This window comes from Hymenobacter sp. YC55 (assembly GCF_029433095.1).
Lineage (GTDB): Bacteria > Bacteroidota > Bacteroidia > Cytophagales > Hymenobacteraceae > Hymenobacter.
In genome coordinates, this window is sequence record NZ_JARNTX010000003.1 from 87,585 (window position 1) to 104,759 (window position 17,175).

Annotated in this window: 13 protein-coding genes; 5 read left to right on the top strand and 8 right to left on the bottom strand. The window is 57.6% G+C overall.

Annotated elements, in window-relative coordinates:
- Positions 1-129: 129 nt before the first annotated feature.
- The 3 genes from P1X16_RS20690 to P1X16_RS20700 all read left to right on the top strand — a co-directional run bounded on the left by P1X16_RS20690 (position 130) and on the right by P1X16_RS20700 (position 2,408).
- On the top strand, positions 130-1,263 hold the full coding sequence (locus P1X16_RS20690) for a hypothetical protein (protein WP_277233214.1): 1,134 nt from the start codon (positions 130-132) through the stop codon (positions 1,261-1,263).
- Between the two features lie 335 nt (positions 1,264-1,598).
- Positions 1,599-2,024: a hypothetical protein gene (locus P1X16_RS20695; RefSeq protein WP_277233216.1), complete on the top strand. Its 426-nt coding sequence runs from the start codon at positions 1,599-1,601 to the stop codon at positions 2,022-2,024.
- Between the two features lie 99 nt (positions 2,025-2,123).
- A complete protein-coding gene (locus P1X16_RS20700; RefSeq protein ID WP_277233218.1) occupies positions 2,124-2,408 on the top strand; it encodes a hypothetical protein in 285 nt (94 codons plus the stop codon).
- 232 nt (positions 2,409-2,640) lie between these two features.
- Here P1X16_RS20700 and P1X16_RS20705 read toward each other — a convergent pair whose 3' ends face one another.
- The 8 genes from P1X16_RS20705 to P1X16_RS20740 all read right to left on the bottom strand — a co-directional run bounded on the left by P1X16_RS20705 (position 2,641) and on the right by P1X16_RS20740 (position 12,041).
- Positions 2,641-2,997, bottom strand: a complete 357-nt coding sequence (locus P1X16_RS20705; RefSeq protein WP_277233220.1) for a hypothetical protein — start codon at positions 2,995-2,997, stop codon at positions 2,641-2,643.
- A 138-nt stretch (positions 2,998-3,135) separates the two neighbouring features.
- On the bottom strand, positions 3,136-3,600 hold the full coding sequence (locus tag P1X16_RS20710; protein WP_277233222.1) for a hypothetical protein: 465 nt from the start codon (positions 3,598-3,600) through the stop codon (positions 3,136-3,138).
- Positions 3,601-4,410: 810 nt separating this feature from the next.
- On the bottom strand, positions 4,411-4,893 hold the full coding sequence (locus tag P1X16_RS20715; protein WP_277233224.1) for a hypothetical protein: 483 nt from the start codon (positions 4,891-4,893) through the stop codon (positions 4,411-4,413).
- A 379-nt stretch (positions 4,894-5,272) separates the two neighbouring features.
- Positions 5,273-6,703 (bottom strand): TlpA family protein disulfide reductase, encoded by a 1,431-nt coding sequence (locus tag P1X16_RS20720; protein WP_277233227.1) that lies wholly within the window; start codon positions 6,701-6,703, stop codon positions 5,273-5,275.
- Between the two features lie 101 nt (positions 6,704-6,804).
- A complete protein-coding gene (locus P1X16_RS20725) occupies positions 6,805-8,553 on the bottom strand; it encodes a M56 family metallopeptidase (protein ID WP_277233230.1) in 1,749 nt (582 codons plus the stop codon).
- Positions 8,554-9,543: 990 nt separating this feature from the next.
- Entirely contained in the window at positions 9,544-9,918 is a 375-nt protein-coding gene (locus P1X16_RS20730) for a cupin domain-containing protein (protein WP_277233233.1), read from the bottom strand.
- Positions 9,919-10,302: 384 nt separating this feature from the next.
- The gene (locus P1X16_RS20735) at positions 10,303-11,025 is read right to left on the bottom strand and encodes a LytTR family DNA-binding domain-containing protein (protein ID WP_277233236.1); all 723 of its coding nucleotides are present in this window, start codon (positions 11,023-11,025) and stop codon (positions 10,303-10,305) included.
- On the bottom strand, positions 11,022-12,041 hold the full coding sequence (locus P1X16_RS20740) for a histidine kinase (protein WP_277233238.1): 1,020 nt from the start codon (positions 12,039-12,041) through the stop codon (positions 11,022-11,024). Before P1X16_RS20740 ends, P1X16_RS20735 begins: the two co-directional genes overlap by 4 nt.
- A 626-nt stretch (positions 12,042-12,667) precedes the next feature.
- Between P1X16_RS20740 and P1X16_RS20745 the strand changes: the two genes are divergently transcribed.
- Positions 12,668-13,576 carry an ABC transporter ATP-binding protein gene (locus P1X16_RS20745; protein WP_277233241.1) on the top strand — a complete coding sequence of 303 codons (909 nt, stop codon included), beginning with the start codon at positions 12,668-12,670 and terminating at the stop codon, positions 13,574-13,576.
- A gap of 14 nt (positions 13,577-13,590) precedes the next feature.
- A complete protein-coding gene (locus P1X16_RS20750; protein WP_277233244.1) occupies positions 13,591-17,166 on the top strand; it encodes an ABC transporter permease in 3,576 nt (1,191 codons plus the stop codon).
- Positions 17,167-17,175: the final 9 nt, after the last annotated feature.

A 17,175-nucleotide genomic window follows, 5' to 3' on the forward strand; every position in this document is an offset into this window, starting at 1 on the left:
CGCCGGCTTATACTTTTACCTACCTGTCTCCTCGTCCTGACCCTTGTCGCAGGGGCCGTCGTCGGTACACCTGTTCCGAGTCAGGCACAACCGAGCCCGACGCCAGAGCCACTCTATCAGTTTTCGTACGTGATCCGGCAACGGCTCCAGGCACCTGCTTCGGCCCAACCTGCTCAGGCCCAGGAGGCGGCCGTCGCGGCCTCGTTCATCGGCGATTATGCCCTGGCCCTAGAGTGCATGGATAGCTTCGCAACGCCGCTGCCGCGCCTGTCGCCCGCCGATAGCCTCTACTTCCGGCGCTTTGCGCCGCGCAGCGCCCACGCGTATATCATCGAGCGGGCCCGACACGAGCGCATCGTCCTGCTCAACGAAGCGCATCATGTACCGCTGCATCGCGTCTTTACTTTGTCCTTGTTAGCCGACTTGTATGCGCAGGGCTATCGCTACTTCGGGGCTGAAACGCTGAATGGGGACGATCGGACGCTCATGCGGCGGGGCTATGCCGCCACGACACTAACTGACTACTATCTCAATACGGGCTATTACAGCGCCGAGCCCCAATACGGTAACCTGATCCACGAGGCCCTGCGCCTAGGCTTTACGGTCTTCGCCTACGAGGCCCAGTTTAATGCCCAAACGCCCCTTTCCGCCCGGGAGCGCGAAATGCAGCAAGCGCGGCACATCCAGCAAATTCTAGCCGCCGATCCAACGGCGAAAGTGGTACTTCAGGCCGGCTATGACCATATCCGGGAAGATTCGGTGGAGGGCTGGGGCAGAGCCATGGCCGGGCGCGTGCGTGAGTTCACGGGGATCAACCCGTTCACCATCAATCAGGAAAAACTAACGGAGAAAAGTGCGCCTCGCTGGGAGAATCCCTACTACCGGCTCGTGCTTGCCCAAGAGCCGAGCGTGTTGGTTGATGCGCAGGGACAGGCCTTTTCCGGTCCGCCCGGCACGGCCTATTTTGATGTGCGGGTGTATCACCCGCCCACGCGCTATGAATACGGCCGCCCGCACTGGCTGCAACTCGCAGGCCGACGCAAGCCCTATTTCTTGAAGCGCCTACCCCCTTCCCTAACCTACCCGTGTTTGGTGTTTGCCTACCGCGCCCAAGAAGACGCGCGGCTTGCGGTGGCCGCTGATATCATAGAACTAAACACGGCAACGGAAGGCAAAGCCTTGCTCTTAGAACCGGGCCCGTATCGGCTCCGCCTACAGAGTAGCAACGGCACCAGCACCTACCAAAAGATAAGAGTTAAGTAACTAGGTAGCCGATAGAATGATTGGATTTACTTGTTCTCACCCATAAAGTAATTGCCTGCTCAATTCTTAGATAAGTTGCTTTACATAATCCTTATTATACCAGCACTCTTGGAAAAGTGGTAGTTTAACATTCACTAATCTCGGCCTAAAATTATGGTACTTTGATGGAGCCACTATTGCTTCTAACAAACTCATGCTTTGACTTTCTAGGAGCAAATTGAGGGCTTGCTACTAGCTTCCTACTAGTTTGACGAAAGGAGGATAACATTATCCACGTAATCCAAGGGCGGAGTATGCGTCTCATAACTGTTTGCCTGGTAGGAGCCGTCGCAACCATGAATTCCCTCACCTCTTGGGGGCAGCCTCCCCCAACCTTTGCTGCCTATCCCGCCCCGGCAGTGTATACAGGTCGACGTCATCCCCCGAAGTTGTACCCCCACACCGCTGCCTGGAGGTTTCGAACCCGCATCCGGGAAGTGGCGCAGCAACGCCCCAATTTTGCGGGTCATTACGTTTTGGCCACGTGGGGCTGTGGGGCGGAATGTTTAAGCTACGTAATTGTGGATGTCACCTCGGGCCACGTGTATTTCAACGATGTCACCGTTTGTTGCTGGGGCGGCCTGGTGCCTGACTCGTTTCAACCCATCCGTTTTCGCCTCACGAGCCAGCTGATCATCTTCCAGGGACTCTTAGGAGAAGAAGGCAGTCAAGGGCCACACTATTACAAATTTCACAAAGGTCGCCTGATTGCCTTATCTTAACCTCTACCTACCAGAGCGCTCACCTAAATCTCTCAGGTAGAAGCTTGTCACTTTACTTCAACCAACTAGCAAGAAAAGTGACAAGCACTACATTTCGAAATGGATCTGTTAGTTAATGTTAGTGTGTGGGTTTTTCACGGCATGGGTGGCCGATTTACAACGGGGGTCTTTACGAGTCGGCAACAAGCGGAGCAATGGATTCAACAGCATCGACTGAGCGGAATGCTAACCAATTACCCATTAAATAGGGGGGTGTATGACTGGGCAGTGCAGCAAGAGTTCTTTCGTATTACCAAAGAAGAACAGACAACAGCAGAGTTTATTCAACGGTTTACGAGTGCTAGCCAAGAACACTACCACTACGAAAACGGGGAGCTGGATTAGCTCCGTCAACCTTAGTTAGAATTCTATAATTGACGCTACCTAGCCCAGTAATATCCGTTGAACGGAGCTCTATCAGACGTTAAGGGCTGGTTGGAAAGTTGTTAAATGCTCAATTAGGAGACGTTGTGAGCCAATTGTCATTATACAAGAGCCGTTCATAAAATGACAATTAGTATAGTATATTTTTAATATATAGCCTGTAAACCAAGTCTTCCCCTAAGCAAAGAGGTTTCTAGTGCCGTAGAGTCAGCGTTATGAGGCTGTCTTTTCGGTTGCCTAGCGTATCCCGCAAGTGAAGGCGTACGTGCTGGTCGGTGGTGCTAGATGCTACCAGCTTGGTATAGCCGGGAAAGAACCCGACTACTACTTCTTGGCCCGCTCGCACTTCGCGGACTTGAATGCCGTTCGGCACGGTGGCGTTTGAGGCAATCGTATAGAGGGTGAAGCGCTGCTGTGTCTTGGGAAGATCGACCTGCCTCAGCAACTGCGGAGGGTTGGTATCAAAAATGGAAAAAGTGGCCAGCTGGTAGACAAGTACGCCCAAGAGAACGAGGAGCGAGGCAACGAAGAAAACTGCTTTTCTTTTCATGGCTTGCTTTCTTTGACGGACCGTTCGTAAAATGCCAATTGTGTAGGAATGCCTACTGAAGGGCCGTTCAACAACTGTTACGGAACTCTTAATCCCGTATTGTAGATCCTCTATGCCAGTCCTACTTCCATTGTGGGGTTAATCTCGCTGCAGAATCTGCTCCAACAGATCCAGCCAGCTACTGCGTGGGTCTTTCTGGGGAGGCAGAGACTGTTCTTCTGGTAATCTTTCCAGCTCAGGAATTTCCGCTTGCCGTTGATCATCCCGAATATGGTAAGATTTGCCACTATATGGCAAGTAGACGAGAATATAGTAACCCATCTGATGGGAGCTACCGGAACGAAAGGCTGGTGTTGCGGATAAGGTATCGAGCCGGTAGCGCGTATAAAAGCTAAACAATGTATCCAAGGAAAGTCCATCGCGTGCCTTGCTCGGTAGTAGTTCACATCCTTGGTAGGCGCGCAGGTGCCGCTGTCCTGCATGCTGCCACACCACATAGGAGCGGGCGGTGGGGAGCGTGCCATTATCGTAATCGTAGCGGAAGCTCAGCACGCTATCCACTCCTTGTTGGCGTAACTGCGTTAGCCAACTGGCAGCGTCCAAACAGACCCGTTTTCCTGTGGCCGCTCCTTTATTTTTTAGGCGTTGTCCTACGACTGGTTGCGTCAAACAGAGGCTAAGCGCAAGAAGCCGAAAGAACAGTCGCATAGAGAGGTAGCCTTTACTTAGAACAGGCATGTAGACAAGTAAAATACTACTTGATTTGCTTTGCGATAATACGCTGCCGATTAGAATTTTTCCTAGAGGTGTCCGAGAATAATTTATTATGTTTATCAACTATTCCTAGAATCAATGCTAACTCCATAGAGGCATTAAGACTAGATTTTGTCTAACTCATAAAGGTGCAAGGCATAGTGTTTGACTGGTGTAATCTATGGCTAAAAATCAACTAGTACAGTTGCTCTATACGTGGATTCTGCCGTCCTTTTTGGTGGTAAATTGTCTGTTTTACTTCTCTATACAAGCTCAGTCAACCTCGAGCACTATGCAACCTGATACCTCTCATTGGCTCACCCGTCGGGAGGTGCTAGAACTATGGAGCTTACCAGTTCTTGTTTTAGGTGGCAGTGGGGTAGTTTTTGCATATAGGAAAAGAAATTCGTTGTTGCTGCTAACCTATACGCTATTGCTAATCGCCACCAGTTGGCTACTTCTTGTCCTCATTGTCACAGAAGTATTCAGTGGCTTTGAGGGAATGTGGACGAACTAATAAGTGCAGTCATTTACTGATTAGCTCTTTGAATTAATTAATCGCATACTTGACTTTCACCGGTTTGTAGCTTGTCCGAGAAGTCGTTTTTATGTTAAACAACCTATCCACTTTAACTGGCGTAGGCCACTGATTACCCACGCTTAATTTTTTATTGCGTCCCGTTGCAGTCGGCGTTGCCTCAACACCATGTCGAACTGTTCTTCGCGCTCGCGCTCGGCCTGGATAAATCCCGGCTCTCGGTAGAACGCATTACTTTGCTGAGGTTGATAGCGATGATACTCAATGGGGTCGTCGAGCAACGCGTCGACGTGCTGCAGGTCCAACTCGATGCGCTGGGGCTCCCCGTTATACTTGGTTAGCAACACCAACTGATTGTCTTCTACCTGTATATCGGTTAGGTACGGCCCACCATACGCTTGAAACAGGGTCTTTTCGCGGGTCCCAAACCAGCCCGGGTAGTGAGCCGTCACCGTCCAGGAAAAGCTGGTGGTCGCGCCCCCATCGGAGACGGCCAGTTGGAAGGTGTAGTCGTGCCAGCGAATTTGTTTGACCGGTTTGGTTACCCAACACGAACAGGTCAGCAAGCAGAGAAGAAAGAGGCTGAACCCGACGAGAGGCTTCACAAAGAAAGGTTGGTAATGAGATTCTGCTTACCCGAGCAAGGTAAAAGAAGGCGTTCGGATTACCTACCGAATAATACCTTGGAAAAACCGCGTTTTCGGGGGTATAAGAGGAAGTACTAGAACCGTTCGAAATAGGGATAGGGATTTCTTTGGGACAGTAAATTAGTGCTTCACTGGATCGCACTCATGACAGCAAATCCTCGCCCCGATCACCTGCTCTTCGCGCCCTTGCCCACGTCGTGCACTAAACAACCAGCTAAGTGACCAAGCACTGCTTCGCAGCACCGTCGGCTGCTGTTAGCGTTTGCGGAGGGTGCCGCGGGAGAGCAAAGCTCCTTCGCAGGAGCACGGGTTGGCTTCCTCTTCCGGACCGACGTCCTTATGGGAACAGGTGAGCCAAGTCGGTCAGCAAAAGCGGATCGCGCGGTCGGGCGGCATCTAAGGAAACCGCCTGCCCCTGCTGATCCAGCAAGACGTAGCGCGGAATCGGGGGCACTTGTAAGAACGTAGCGAGCGGAGAGTCCGGGGCAAGAAGATAGTGCTGGGTGTTGGGCCGAACCAGTTGCTGCGCTCTCAAGGCTTGACGCCACTTCACGGAATCTCTATCAAGCGACACATACACGAACTGCACGGGCTGGCCGCGCAACTGGGTTTGCAGCTGGGCAGAAGCCGGCATTTCGGCTAGGCACGGGCCACACCAGCTGGCCCACAGGTCCAGGTAAACGACACGGCCGCGGTTGTTGGCGACCAGTTGTCGCCATGTCAGCGTGTCGCCGGTGGGGGCTCGGCGTAAAGACGTGTTGAGTAGAGCAGGCAGCTGAGCGAGCAGCGTTGGCCGACGGCACACACTATCCAGATACTGCCGGTAGGCGGGGGTAGCGCAGTCGCCTTGAAAGCGTGCCGAATAGGTGGAAAAGGAGGGTAGCAGCTTGCCGACCTGCTGCTTGAGCAGCGCAAACAAAACGTAATCCCGGGTTTTTCCGCGTAGCAGCGTACACGCCAGCTGATACAAAGTCGTCAGTTCGTCGGCCGTGCCCAAGGCCGCGCGTCCCCGGTAGCGCACATACCCCACGGCACAAGCCCGGTATACCTGGGAAGTTTGCACCAGCGTGTCCGAGGTCAGGAACGCGGCGGGCTCGGCCGCCTCCACCACGCGAGAATAGGACCCCGGGAGCTCGGTATAGCCCCCGGCTGGATCGTAGTAGGGGCCGAGCAGGGCGGCTAGGTACTGAGCCTGAATCTGCTGGCGGGCAAAGGTGAAAAAGGCGGCCGACAAAGGCAGTGAATCGTGATAGCGGTGCAACAGTGCCAAGCGCTGGTCGCGCTTGGCTCGTAGTCGAGGTAGCTGCAAGGGATAGCGGGCATTGACAAACAACCCCATCGCGTCGGGCAACCCCAGGCCCAAGCCTTGTTGCTTGAGCCGATTGAAAAAGGCGAGTTCCGCCTGGTGAACGCCCGCGCGGGACCGGGCGTGAAAGGAATAATAGAGGGGCTGGCGGGGGTGGGTCTGCACGTACAACGTATCGCCGGGCCGCGCGTAGACGGTGTACTGGTCCAGCCCGTTACTCCATTGCAGCCACAGCGGGTGCGTGGTAGCCAGACGTACGGGTTGCCAGCGGCCCGTTACCGAATCGACTTGGAAACGCACTGGCACGTGGTCTTGAAACTCGTTGAGGTAGTAGGCGGCCACGAAGTGTTGCGGCGACCCTTCCGCGAGGAGCGTCACCTGCTGCGCGGGCACTGGAACGGCACTCGTTGCTACTAAACTAACGAGCAGCACGCTCCACAAAACTTTTCTTCGTAGCGACATGCGGGCACTGGGAGAACGTAGGGGACTCAGAGACGGCTTCACCCGGAATTTCGGTGCTAAGCGCTTGCCGGCTGGTTGATCGCGGGTCGGTGGCAACTGCTTTAGTCGGGGAGTACTCGGCCCTGCAAATCAAAGAGGACGGTATACCGCGCTGGACCTTGGACCACGTGCACCCGATAGGCGAGTTGGCCAGTAGTCAGATCCCGGGCCTGGGTGACGGCGCTCACCTGGCTGCCGACATACTGCGCGTCCAGGTAGGTGGTGATGTAGTCCACGGCGGGAGCCGCCAACTCCGCGAACAGAACGAGTTGTTCCCCATCCGGCCCTATCCCTCCGGAGCCGGTGCGAAATGGGTCCCAAAGGGGAGCCTTCCGCTGCAGGCGGTCATTAAACGCCACGACGGCCGGATCGGCTTTTCGGGCCTTGGTCGTAATACTAATAACGCACCCATTGGGTGCCGACTGGCCCGTAAGCGGCTGGATCTGGGTCCAGTGCAGGGTTTGCTGATGATCAACAACTTCAGGCAGCAGGGGTTGGCGCTTGAGGGCCACGTTGTCGACCAGCTGGCCATCGACATAATAGCGAAAGGCAGGTCGTGGGGGCGCTGCGTTCTTGGCCGGCGTAGTCCGGGTCCGCGCGGGGGGCGTGACCGACGCAGCCAGGGGTTGCCAGTGGGCGTCAAATTCCAGCCAGTGCGTCTGCTGGCCCTGCCGCACACCGACTTGATTGTAGTAGCGAATCGTGCGCGCTTGGGAGTCGAAAAACTCCGTCCAGCCAGTCGTGATGGGCTGGGCGCCGGGATAGCGGTGCGCGATAAAGGTGCGCACGGTGTTGGGCAGGTGAGGCCAGCGGCTGCTCGATGGCTCCTGCTCTACGGTAGGAGCCACGCGCGGGCCGACTGAGCGTACCGGGTTCGAGGCCGCCGACAAACTCAGCGTTAGGGCGAGTATACCCAAAGAGGCCAGCGCGTAGCGCCCGCGCTGAGCGGGAGCGGAAGCCGGCAGCTGCAACATGCGCAGCCGTTGTTTGAGGGAAGAGAAAGCAAAGGCCGAGCCGAGCGCCGGTCTGGCCGGGCCGTGGCTGAGACGGAGCAGGCTGTATTGGTAGCCGGTCCGGTCCAGGCCCGTTTGCAGCGCGGCTTGGTCGGCCAAGTATTCGAGATTGTCGAGCAGGGCGCGGCGCAGCAGCCACACGGCCGGGTTGCACCAGGCGGCGGCGAGCGCTAGTTGCCCGAGCAGCACATCCAGCGTGTGCCCCTGCTGCACATGCGCCTGCTCATGGCGCAGCACCGCTAGCGACTCGGCCGGGGCGTGGCGGGACGGGTTGAGGTAGATGGTGGCCCCAAACGAAAAAGGCGTGCGCAGGCCCGCTACCGTGCGCACCAGTTGCCCCTGCACTAGGGTTGGTTCCGACTGGCGGTGCAGCTGCCACAACGAGAGCAACTGGCCCAGCAGGCGGGCGAGCAGGGCGGCTGTTCCCACGGCGTACAGCAGCAGGCCGATCGCGAGCCAGTCGAGCGGGGCCTCTACGGGCCGGGGAACGGCGCGGGTGGCGCGTGGTGGAAGGGGGAGCGGGATAGGTGGGGCGAGTGCCGGTGGGGCGGCAGGTAAGAAAACCGCTGCCGGGTCTCGTGATAGCGGAGGGGCGCTAGCGCGCGGCAACACCGCAGAGAGCGGGGACCAGGCGGGGACCGGCAGGGCGGGGTACAGGGCTGAAAAGAGCAGCGCCAGCAGCAAAAACCACCGGTTCAGGGAGAAAAAAGTGAGGCGGCGCAGCAAGCCGAAATAGGCAGCGGCAAACAGAAGTAGCGCGGTATGGGCTTGGAGCAGGTACAGCAGCAGTGGCGTCATGGCGAGAGAATATTGCGCGTTTCGGTAAAACAAAAGGCTATACCAGTCCCGTAGCTCATTATGGCCTGCGACAACCAGCGTGGGGGAATCTCAAGCGGTTCGAGCCCCCCTGCTTCCAGGACAGCAGGCCCTGGCAAACCAGCCATCAGCGTTAACTACGAGATTATCGTAATACTACGAAACTTTCGTAGAAATAGCTAGGGGGTTGATCTAAAATCTTGCGCCAAGCTTCGCAACTCTTTTCTCTCTACCACGATGGCATCAACAGCCCCTGTTTTTGGTGTCCTCTTGCTTCCTTTTTATGCCTACCTCCTACCCCATTTTGATTTACTAGGCGCTCAAGAACAGATCACAAGTAAATAATTAACTAGTAAACAATTGGGCGTGATTGCCTTATAGCTCGTTGTCCTACACACTCCTTCTACCCGTGCACAATCTGATTACACTCTAGCCTTTAGTTCGGCAAGTTGTGAACAAGGTTGTTGCCTGCCCCCAGACAACTTTGCTTTTTTAGGCTGACAGGTGTACTATGTGTCTTGTCCGTTCTTTTATTGGAGCCTTTTTTTAGACGACACAATAGCTTTACCGTCCAAGAAATGCTTCTGTTATCCTTCTTATTTTTCGGCGGTTGCTTCACCGCCTGTGTTTTTCGCCATGTCCATTCGTCGTCGACTACGTTACCGCGTCCGGGTCGCGCCCCCTTGGTTAATGCTCCTCATTGTGCTTGTTTTTGCGCTATTGTGGATAACGAACCAGTGAGTGTTTCGCGACCCTACCGCAAAGAATCCTGATTTCTAGGTACTACTTGAGTGTACCATCCTTCTTTCCAGAAAGGACTGGGATCAGGTGCTACAAATGAACCACTTACAGTATTCTCCTGCACGGACGAGTGTGGTCAGAAGGGCGTACCCCTCGCTCCGGCTCGTTGTCACGATCTCAGTCTTATAATGCTGGCCTACAGTACCTCGGCCACGGAGTATTAGCCACCCGCTATACCGGCCGCAACTGTTCCGTCAGTGAGCGCGTGTTGGCTGTTACGACCTCGCCTGTATGCAAGGTTTGCTTTTTCTCCAGCAGCATGATATGACATTCCTGCTCGGCGACGGGGTTGTTGCGCACCCCCTTCGGGACGACGTAGAGCGAGCCGGTCGGCAACTCAACTACGCCACCGTGCTCCAACTCAATACGCAGATGCCCTTTGAGCACAAAAAAGAGCTCGTCCTCCTGCGCATGGCTATGCCAGGTAAGCGAGCCCAACAGCTTGGCGACCTTCACATAAGAGTCTTCAATTTCGGCCACCACCCGCGGCGACCAATACTCAGTTAGCGAAGCGGCCAACTCGGCCAGGGGAAGGCTAGGAAGCATAGTGAACAGGGAAAAAAGGTGAAAAACGAAACGTATAAAACGGGCCAGGACGCTACCCCGCCGAGCAGTACCCCTCAACCCACAAGCTACCCACTTACGCGGCAGGAATAACACAAAGGCGAGCTGCTTAACGGGCGCCGAAGGTGCAAGATAACCACCTCAAGCCCGTATAACTGTGATAAGGGCCCCTTATCGAGGCTAATTGATTCGGCTGTTGAAACAACTAGCGCACGTCAACGGGAGATAGTGCCGGGTGACAATTCCATGGTGTCCTTGTGGGTCGCCTTATTCAGGCCCAACCACTTGGTCTTGTACGTCCTGAAGTAAGGTAGCCGTAACAACTGGTCAACTTATTCTAGGACAAGACAAGTCGAATTATTCGAGTTAATCTGTTTGAAGGAAATTGCGGTCAATGAATTCCTTAAACGACTTGCGATAGGAGTCACTGACGGGCAAAAACCGCTCGCCAACCTGCACTTTGTCTTTGTGAATGGCTTGAATGCCTTCCAAGCTAACGATAAACGATTGGTGGATACGCACGAACTGCTCGGAGGGTAGCTGCTGCTCCAGCACTTTAAGCCGCTGGAGGCTCACGATTTTCCGCTCCCGCGTGTGGATGGCGACGTAGTCGCGTAGGCCTTCGACGTAGAGGATGTCGGCCCAGCGCACTTTCACCAGCTTTACGCCATCTTTCACAAACAGAAACGGGGAGCCACTACCACGCGCCGAGGTGGCCTCGGGCTCGGCAAGCTGCGCGCGGGCCCGCACCTTTTCTACGGCCCGCAGAAAACGCTCTAGGGTAAAGGGCTTGAGCAGGTAGTCAACCGTATCGAACTCGTAACTTTCCAAGGCATACCGGGAGTAGGCCGTGGTGAGCACTACCAGCGGCTTGCGCGGCAGCAGGCGGAGCAGTTCCAAGCCGCTGAGGTCGGGCATCTGCACGTCTAAAAACAACACGTCGATGGAGCTTGTCCGCAGCACCTCCATTGCCTCCAGAGCACTGGCGCAGGTGGCCTGCACGTGCAGCAGCGGCACCTTTTTAATGAACTCCACCAGCAACTCGCGGGCCAGCGGTTCGTCGTCGAGAATCAAACAAGTAAGTTTCATGACAGGGTCAACCGTAAGTAAACCCGGTATTCCTCGGGCAATTCATCAATCTGCAGCGAGTGGCGGTCGGGGTAGCTCAGGGCTAGGCGGCGGCGAACGTTTTGCAGCCCCGCGCCGGAGTATTTTTTTGGCGGGGATAGCGACGGGGGCCGGCTGTTGACTACCGTGTAGTCACAGCAACTGCCCTGCAGCTCGACCCGGACCCGAACCCAGCCGTTGCCGTGGGTAGCTAGGCCGTGTTTGAACGCGTTTTCCAAGAAGCTCACTAAAATTAGCGGCGCAATTTGCTGCGCTCCAATAGGGCCGGCTACTTCAAAGGTAATAGCGTTGGCATGGTTGAGACGCAGCTGTTCGAGGCTGATATAGTTCTCTAGGTACTCCAACTCTTCACTCAGGGCCACTTCGGGATGGTTGGAATCGTAAATCATGTAGCGCATCATCTGCCCCAGCTTGGCAATACCCTCCGGCGTGTTCGGCGACTGCATATAGGCCAAGTACTGCAGGTTGTTGAGCGTATTGAACAGAAAGTGCGGGTTTATCTGGGCCTTGAGCAGTTGGAGCTCGGCCGTCAGCTGGGCATTCTCCAGCGTTTTGGCTTTGGCTTCCAGCTCGAACCAGCCCACGGCAAACCGCAGCATGCTCAGAAAAGCCACGATGAAGAGCATGCTGACGCCCAGCCCCAGCACGTAAAGCGACGAGTAGAGGTAGCTGGTGGGCACATTGGCCGGGGCAAAGTGCCAGAGTACGTAAACCCGCAACGCCAGGGCGGGTAGAAAAGCCGCCGCAAATTCGAGCAGGTAGCGGCCGGTGCGCTGGTGGCGCAGCCAGCGCGGCAGCAGCCTGAAGTAGTTGAAATACACCAGCGGCAGATAAAGCACAATGGACAGCACCGTGTACCACACCGAGGCCAGCCAGCTGTACTCAGCCTGCAGTTGGTAGACGTACCACGAGAAGTACAGCCCCCAAAATGAGACGTGCAGTAGCACGACCCGGTGACGCCGAAGAAAGTTAAGCATAGGTAGCGGGGTGGATTGAATCCGCTTAAAAGTACCGGCTGGGCGCGGCCTTTTGAGAAAGTCACTAGGTTTTTTCGACACCTGCGCTGAGATATTCGACAAGCCGCCCAATCCCAAATTTTCGCCTTGGGGCCCCACGTGTCGAATATATCCGGCCACGTGTCGAACGCTGCGCCGGGGCAGTAAGCGGTGATTTTCTTTTGGTGACGGTTAGCAAAGCGGGTGCCTCAACTGCCTGGCTGGCGAAGCATGGAGGTCACCATCTGGCCCAAACAAACCCATACCTCTTACTCCATTCCGATGAAAGCGCTGCTTTTGCTGCTGCTCTGGGGCGGCGCAGGTCTTTGCCAGACCCAAACACCTCAACAAATTCGCGCAGTACCGCGGCGAGCAGACCGTGCGCCTGAGTTCACGCTACAAGTTGGCCCGGGGCGAAAAGTTTGACAGCAAGTGTCGTGCCACCGACCTAGGCGAGGTGAACCGGGCCGGCCGGTAGGCAGCCGCTACCCCGAGCGCGGCTTACCGGGTGCCCATCACAAGCCCAATTTCTTTGCAGCCACATCCTTCGGTGTCCGTCGGCTGCTTTCACCAAACAGCTTTAGGTTCATTTATTTCCCATTAAACCGGTGGAATTACAAATTCGCAACGTGTCCAAATGCTACGCCAACGGCGTGCAGGCCTTGCACAATGTGTCGCTGACTATACCGGCGGGCATGTACGGCCTGCTTGGGCCAAACGGGGCCGGCAAGTCCACCCTCATGCGCACGCTGGCCACGCTGCAGGAGCCTGACGCCGGGCAGATACTACTGGGCGACTTGGACGTGCTCCGCCAGCCTGATGCGGTGCGCCAAACCCTAGGCTACCTCCCTCAGGAATTTGGCGTGTACCCCCGGGCCCGCGCCGAGGACCTGCTCGATTACTTTGCCGTCCTCAAAGGTTTCCCCAGCCGGCGGGCGCGCCAAGCAGTCGTGGAAGGCTTGCTTCGGCAAACCAACTTGTGGGACGTGCGCCGGCAACGGCTGGGGGGCTACTCCGGCGGCATGCGGCAGCGCTTTGGCGTGGCCGTGGCGCTGCTGGGCAACCCCCGGCTGCTGATTGTGGACGAGCCCACCGCCGGCCTAGACCCTGCCGAGCGGGTGCGCTTCCTCAACCTGCTTAGCGAACTGGGCGAGAACAGCGTGGTCATTCTTTCCACGCATATCGTGGAAGACGTTTCGGAACTGTGCACCAACATGGCCATCATCAACCAAGGGCGCATTCTGCTCGAAGCCGAGCCGCAGCGGGCCATCGACAGGCTACACGGGAAAATATGGCGAAGCGTGGTCGATAAGTCGGCCCTGCCCGCGTTGGAGCAAGCGCAGGCCGTTATCTCGACCAAGCTGCTTGGCGGGCGCACCGTGGTGCGGGTGTACGGCGAGGCGGCGCCAGGAGCGGACTTCGAATCCGTGGCTCCCGACCTGGAAGATGTCTACTTCACTACCATGACCGGGCACTACAGGCTACACCCTGCCCCTAAAGGAAGAGAAGTGGCATGAAGAAGCTGTGGGAAGTGTCTCGTTTTGAATTCGTTTACCAATCGAGCCGGGTTTCGACCTGGTTTTATTTCCTGCTCCTTGGGGGGCTCACCTTTCTGCTGGCCCGGCAGGTGTTCGTGAACGAGGCGCAGGTGGGCGGCTACTTTCTCAACGCGCCGTTCGCGGTGGCGCAAGTCACGCTCGTGGCGTGCCTGCTGGGACTGCTGCCGCTGGCGGCGGTTGCGGGCGGGGCCGCGGCTCGCGACGTGGAAACGCGCATGTACCCGATTCTGTACACCGCACCCATCGGCAAGGGCGCCTACTTCGGCGGGCGGCTGCTCGCCGCCTTCGCCCTCAGCGCCCTGATGATGAGCGCCATTCCGGCGGGCCTCCTAACAGCGGCGTTCCTGCCGGGCCAGCACGCTGACCTCATCGGGCCGATGCAGCCGGCCGCGTACTTGAGTGCGTATTTCCTGCTCGCGTTGCCAAACGCTTTTACTGCCGTAGCCTTCATGTTTTGCGCGGCAGCTTTCGGGCGGCGCGGCGTGGTGAGCTACCTAGGGGGCCTATTTGTCTTGTTTACCGCGCTGACCAGCTGGCAATTCGTGGCCGTGCACCAGGGACACTGGGCGCTCGGGAAGCTGATGGACCCGCTGGGGTTTACAGTGCAGGATGAGTTGGCGAATCTTTGGGTGGCCGGCAAAAAGAACACGCTCCTGGTTGGGTTGCAACCGTCGATGCTCGCCAACCGCTTGGTGTGGCTGGGCGTCGCGCTGGGTTTGTTGGCACTCACGTATTCTCGCTTCCAACTCGCGCACCTGGCCGAGGGCCGCCAACGAGGCCGCGCGGCCCAAAGCCTCCAAGTGCCGGCCGGAGCGGTAATTGCGAAGAGTCCCTTGATTACCGCTCCGACGGTCCGGCCGGCGTTCGGACCCTGGCTCCGCGTGGCCCAGGTGTCTACCATCGCGCAGGAATCGTTCCAGCTAATCGGGGCAGGTTGGGGCGGCATTGGGGCGGCCATTCTCGCGGCTTTCGTATTCCTAACCGGCCCCCTGTGGTTCTCTGAATACTACGATGTTCCCACGCTTCCTACCACCGGGCAGTGGGTAAACAATCTGGAAAACAACAGCACCCACGGCCTGTGGCTGGTTGTTCCGCTGCTCATTGTCTACTACGCCGGCGAGTTGGTGTGGCGGGAGCGCGAAGCCGGCCTGGGCGGGATAGCCGGGGCGGCTCCCGTGCCGGGGTGGGCTTCCTTCGCCGGCAAGTTTACGGGGCTGGCCCTGGCGCTCGTCGCCGTACAGGCACTGCTGATTGCTACCGCAATGCTCGTGCAGGTGCGCCTAGGATACTACCACTTTGAGATGGGGCTGTACGCGCAAATTCTGCTAGGCATCCGGCTCACCGATTACCTCTTGTTTGCCATGCTCGCCTTCGCGATCCATGTACTGGTTGACCAGAAGTACGTGGCCCATCTGCTCGCCATACTCGCCTACGTGGTCGTGGCCTTTGGTTCGCAACTCGGGATAGAGCCGGGACTGTTAACCTACGGCTCGGACCTCGGGTGGTCGTATTCGGATATTCGGGGGCTGGAACCGTTCCTCGGACCGTGGCTGCTCTTCAAGGGGTATTGGGCTGCATGGGCCCTGCTGCTCGCGGTTCTGGCCCAGCTATTCTGGTCCCGCGGCCCAGAGCGAGCTCTGGGGCGACGACTCCGCGTGGCGCACCGCCGTCTCAGCCACCGCCCCGCCGCGACCCTCGCCGTAGCCGCTGCGCTCGGTCTGATTTGGGGCGGCCGGCTTGCCTACAACCTGCATACGCTCGGCACCAGCCCAGCCACCTCCGATACGGAGGCGTGGCGAGCCGATTACGAGCGGAAATACGGTCGGTACGCCGGCATCGCGCAGCCTCGTACGACCGTTATCCGCCTGCGCGTCGAGATGTATCCCAAGCGCCGGGTGGTGGGGGCCCGCGGCACCTATGGCCTGGTAAATCACACCCACTCCGCCATTGACTCTATTCACGTGGCCACGGCACCGGGCGTAGAAACACGTTCGGTGAGCTTCGATTTGCCGGCGCGCCCCGGGACCGTAGACGATGCCCTGGGCCACCGCATCTACGTGCTCGACAAGCCCTTGTTGCCGGGCGATTCCTTACAGCTCGCGTTCGAAGTGCGCTTGGCTCCGCTAGGCTTCAGCCCCACTCAACTAGACGCGTCAGTGGTGCCGAACGGCACGTACTTCGAAGGCTGGTGGCTGCCTAGCGTGGGCTATCAGCGCAACCGCGAGTTTCGGGATGCCCGGCAACGGCGTGCTCACGGGCTGGCTCTGCGCCCGGAGGTAACGCCCCTGGATGACCCGATGGCACTTCGGGACGTGGCCGGGCAAGAACAGATTAGGTTTGAGGCCGTTGTGGGCACCGACGAGGGGCAAACCGCCGTGGCCCCCGGCTCGCTGCGTAGGACGTGGGCGCGCGGTGCGCGGCGCTACTTTCACTACGTCACCGACGCGCCGATTAAAAATAACTGCGCCTTCTTCTCCGCCGCTTACGCCGTGCGCAAGGGGAAGTGGCAGGACACGGAAATCCAAATCCTGCACCATCCAGGACACACCCTGAACGTGGAGCGCATGCTGCGTGGGGCCCAGGCTTCGCTCGGCTACCTATCCCGGCAGTTTGGCGCCTATCCGCACCGCCAGCTTCGACTCGTAGAGGTGCCCGGCGACCGTAAAACCCTGGTTGCCCACCCAACCACCATTTCGTATGAGGAAGGCTTTGCTCTGCTCAACGCCAATAAAGACTTGCGCGGGGTGGATGTACCGTCCGCAACGATCGCGCACGAGGTAGCGCACCACTGGTGGGGCCATCAGCTGGCACCGGCCCAAGTGGGGGGCGCGGCACTGCTCACCGAGAGCCTGGCTTGGTACTCGGCTCTGGAAGTGGTGGAAGCCGCCCAAGGGCGGGCCCACTTCCGCCAGCTCCTAGGCATGATGCGCGAAGATTTCCTGGCCCCGCGCGCCCGGGCCACCGACCCGCTGCTGCGGGCCATTGACCCCGTGCAATACTACCGCAAGGGCCCGCTGGCCCTGTACACACTGCGGGAGTATGCGGGCAAAGGAACGGTGAACACCGCCCTGCGCCAACTGCTCGAAAAACAAGGATTGGGTAAGCCCCCGCTGCCAACCCCGCTCGACCTCTACCGGGAGTTGCGAGCGGCCACCCCAGATTCGCTGGACTACCTGCTGCACGACTTATTTGCCGCAAACACCTTCTGGGTGCTTGAAACAAAGAACGTCACTGCCAGAAAGAGTAAAGCAGGCAACTGGCAGGTGACGCTGGACGTGCAGGCGCGCAAACTGGTCATCGATGCCCAAGGAATTGAGACCGAAATACCCATGAACGACTGGGTGCAGATTGGCTTATTTGCTCCTGCCAGGCAAAAAAGCGAGTTAGCGGGCTTGCTCTACCTGCGCCAGCACCGCATCCACTCCGGCCGGCAGAAGATTACCGTGACAACGCAACAGCAACCCGCTCGTGCCGGCATCGACCCCAATTACCTGCTATTTGATTGGAAAATGGACGATAATTCAGCTGACGTGCAGGCTGAAAACTAAGGACGTGTA

Coding starts and splice junctions, on each gene's coding strand:
- P1X16_RS20695 (WP_277233216.1), top strand. CDS start 1,599: ATGAATTCCCTCACCTCTTGGGGGCAGCCTCCCCCAACCTTTGCTGCC.
- P1X16_RS20700 (WP_277233218.1), top strand. CDS start 2,124: ATGGATCTGTTAGTTAATGTTAGTGTGTGGGTTTTTCACGGCATGGGT.
- P1X16_RS20705 (WP_277233220.1), bottom strand. CDS start 2,997: ATGAAAAGAAAAGCAGTTTTCTTCGTTGCCTCGCTCCTCGTTCTCTTG.
- P1X16_RS20720 (WP_277233227.1), bottom strand. CDS start 6,703: ATGTCGCTACGAAGAAAAGTTTTGTGGAGCGTGCTGCTCGTTAGTTTA.
- P1X16_RS20725 (WP_277233230.1), bottom strand. CDS start 8,553: ATGACGCCACTGCTGCTGTACCTGCTCCAAGCCCATACCGCGCTACTT.
- P1X16_RS20730 (WP_277233233.1), bottom strand. CDS start 9,918: ATGCTTCCTAGCCTTCCCCTGGCCGAGTTGGCCGCTTCGCTAACTGAG.
- P1X16_RS20735 (WP_277233236.1), bottom strand. CDS start 11,025: ATGAAACTTACTTGTTTGATTCTCGACGACGAACCGCTGGCCCGCGAG.
- P1X16_RS20740 (WP_277233238.1), bottom strand. CDS start 12,041: ATGCTTAACTTTCTTCGGCGTCACCGGGTCGTGCTACTGCACGTCTCA.